General features: G+C 67.4%; 3 protein-coding genes. 1 reads left to right on the top strand and 2 read right to left on the bottom strand.

What is annotated here, in order from left to right:
* On the bottom strand, positions 1-608 hold a 608-nt coding region (locus ACOJTB_RS16185; protein WP_420103555.1), incomplete at its 3' end, for an alpha-hydroxy acid oxidase.
* A gap of 175 nt (positions 609-783) precedes the next feature.
* Positions 784-1,407 carry a YitT family protein gene (locus ACOJTB_RS16180; protein ID WP_420103554.1) on the bottom strand — a complete coding sequence of 208 codons (624 nt, stop codon included), beginning with the start codon at positions 1,405-1,407 and terminating at the stop codon, positions 784-786.
* 243 nt (positions 1,408-1,650) lie between these two features.
* On the opposite strand from ACOJTB_RS16180, the gene ACOJTB_RS16175 reads away from it, so the two are divergent.
* On the top strand, positions 1,651-2,430 hold a 780-nt coding region (locus ACOJTB_RS16175), incomplete at its 3' end, for a glycoside hydrolase family 3 protein (RefSeq protein WP_420103553.1).

The following is a 2,430-nucleotide window of genomic DNA, read 5'->3' as shown; positions in this document are numbered from 1 at the left end:
CGGCGCGGCGTGTCCAGCATCTTCAGGCACCAGCGGGGCTTGAAGGCGAGGTTGATCAGGTTCGCCAGCGTGGGCTTGGGCGGGGCGGAGAGGCCGTTGCGGATGTCCTTGTGGCGCTGGCCGAGGATCTGCAGGTCGAGCGTCAGCACCAGGGCCGAGCAGCCGGCCGCCTTTGCGCGCTGGATCAGGCGGGAGATGAAGTCGCGGTCCTTCATCACAGAAAGCTGGAACCAGAAGGGCGCGCTGGTGTGGTTGGCGACGTCCTCGATCGAGCAGATGCTCATGGTCGAGAGGGTGAAGGGCACGCCGGCCTTGGCGGCGGCGCGGGCGGCGAGGATCTCGCCATCGGCATGCTGCATCCCGGTCATGCCGGTCGGCGCAATGGCGACCGGCATCGCGACCGGCTGGCCGATCATGGTGGAGGCGAGCGAGCGGTTCGTCATGTCCACCGCGACGCGCTGGCGCAGCTTCACCTTGGCGAAATCGCTTTCGTTGGCGCGGTAGGTGCCTTCGGTCCAGGCGCCGGAATCGGCGTAGTCGTAGAACATGCGCGGCACGCGGCGCTTGGCCAGGATGCGCAGATCTTCGATCGTCAGGGGCTGGGCCATGGTTTGTCTCGCCGTTCGCGTCCGGCGATGTGACTCGCATGACGGCCGGCAGGGTGCAACCGCGTCTATGGTGCAGCCGTCATTCTCGGGCGAGGCGGAGCGCAGACCCGAGAATCACGTGACGAGCGGACACTGGTTCGAGAGATGCTCGGGGCAAGCCCGAGCATGACGCCGTCTAGGACACCGCCATGTAGCGGCCGGGCTTGTGGTTCATCGCCAGGATGGCGTTGATCACCACCGTGCCGACCAGCGAGAGCGCCACCTTGTCCAGCGGGATCAGGAACAGGGCGGCGGTGAAGATCATCGCGTCGATGCCGAGCTGGACCCAGCCGGCGCGCCAGCCATGCCGCTCCTGAAGGTAGAGCGCGAGGATGTTGACGCCGCCGATGGCGGTGCGGTGGCGCGCCAGCGCCAGCAAACCGAGCCCCATCGCGACGCCGCCGGCGATCGCCGCATAGAGCGGCGCGACCGATTCGATGCGCAGCCAGTGCGGAGTCGCCCAGACGAAGAGCGAGATCAGGCCCACTGCAGCGATGGTGCGCATGGTGAAGGGCAGGCCCATCCGCCGCAGCGCCAGCCAGTAGAAGGGCAGGTTGATGACGAAGAACAGCAGGCTGAAATTCCAGCCCGCGGCGAATTGCAGCAGCAGCGCCAACCCGGCCGCGCCGCCGGTCAGAACGGTGGCCTTGGCGAAGAAGACGATTCCGACGCTCACCATCAGCGCGCCGAGCGCGATGGCGAGCAGGTCTTCGTAGAAGCGATGTCGCTGCGGACTCATGGCGATGGCTGTCTCTGACATGGCTTCGCACCCTGTTAGCCGCTGGCGGAGGACATGGCCATCGCCATGCAACGGGCGCGCCACGATGGCGTGGGGCTGAACGAAGATCCGGATCACCAGCCCTCATCCTTCGAGATGCCGCTGGCGCGGCTCCTCACGAATGAGGGCTGAAGGGAGAGGGCCGTTCATCGCCGGTTGAGCCTCCCGGCCCGATCCTGTAGGCGCAGGGCTCCACGCCCCGCGCTCACCGGAGAGTTTTTCTTCATGCTTTTGCGGCTCGTCGTTGCCCTGCTGTGCCTGCTGCCGGCCTCGATCGTCTCGGCCCAGCAGCCGATCGCCTGGAAGACCGGCCGGGAGGCGCAGGCGATCGAGCGCAAGGTCGATGCGCTTCTGAAGCGCATGACGCTGGAGGAGAAGGTCGGGCAGTTGCACCTTTCGGGCCGCGGCGATGGCTTCGATGCCCGCCAGATCCGCTCGGGCGACATGGGCGCGGTGATGAATTTCGTCGTGCCCGCCGAGATCCTCGCGGTGCAGAAGGCGGCGCGCGAGAGCCGCCTCAAAATCCCGCTGATCATCGGGCTCGACGCGGTCCATGGCTTCTCGACCTATTTCCCGCTGCCGCTCGGCCAGGCGGCGAGCTGGAACCCGGAGCTGATCGAGCAGGCGGCCTATTGGACCGGGCGAGAGGCTTCGGCGGCGGGCGTCAACTGGACCTTCGCGCCGATGGTCGACATCTCCCGCGATCCGCGCTGGGGCCGCGTGCTCGAGGGGGCGGGGGAGGATGCCTATCTCGGCTCCGTCGTGGCCGCTGCGCGCACCCATGGGTATCAGCGCGGTGGGGTGGCGACGACGCCGAAGCATTTCGTTGGCTATGGCGCGGCCGAGGGCGGGCGCGACTACAATTCGACCTGGATCCCGACGAGCCAGCTCTACGACCTCTTCCTGCCGCCGTTCAAAGCCTCGTTCGATGCCGGCGCGATGACGGCGATGGCGGCGTTCAATGCGCTGAACGGCGTGCCGGCCACCGCCAACAAGGCGATGCTG

It is taken from the genome of Allobosea sp. (genome assembly GCF_048595345.1).
Taxonomy (GTDB): Bacteria; Pseudomonadota; Alphaproteobacteria; order Rhizobiales; family Beijerinckiaceae; genus Allobosea.
This window is presented reverse-complemented; position numbering and strand designations above follow the sequence as displayed.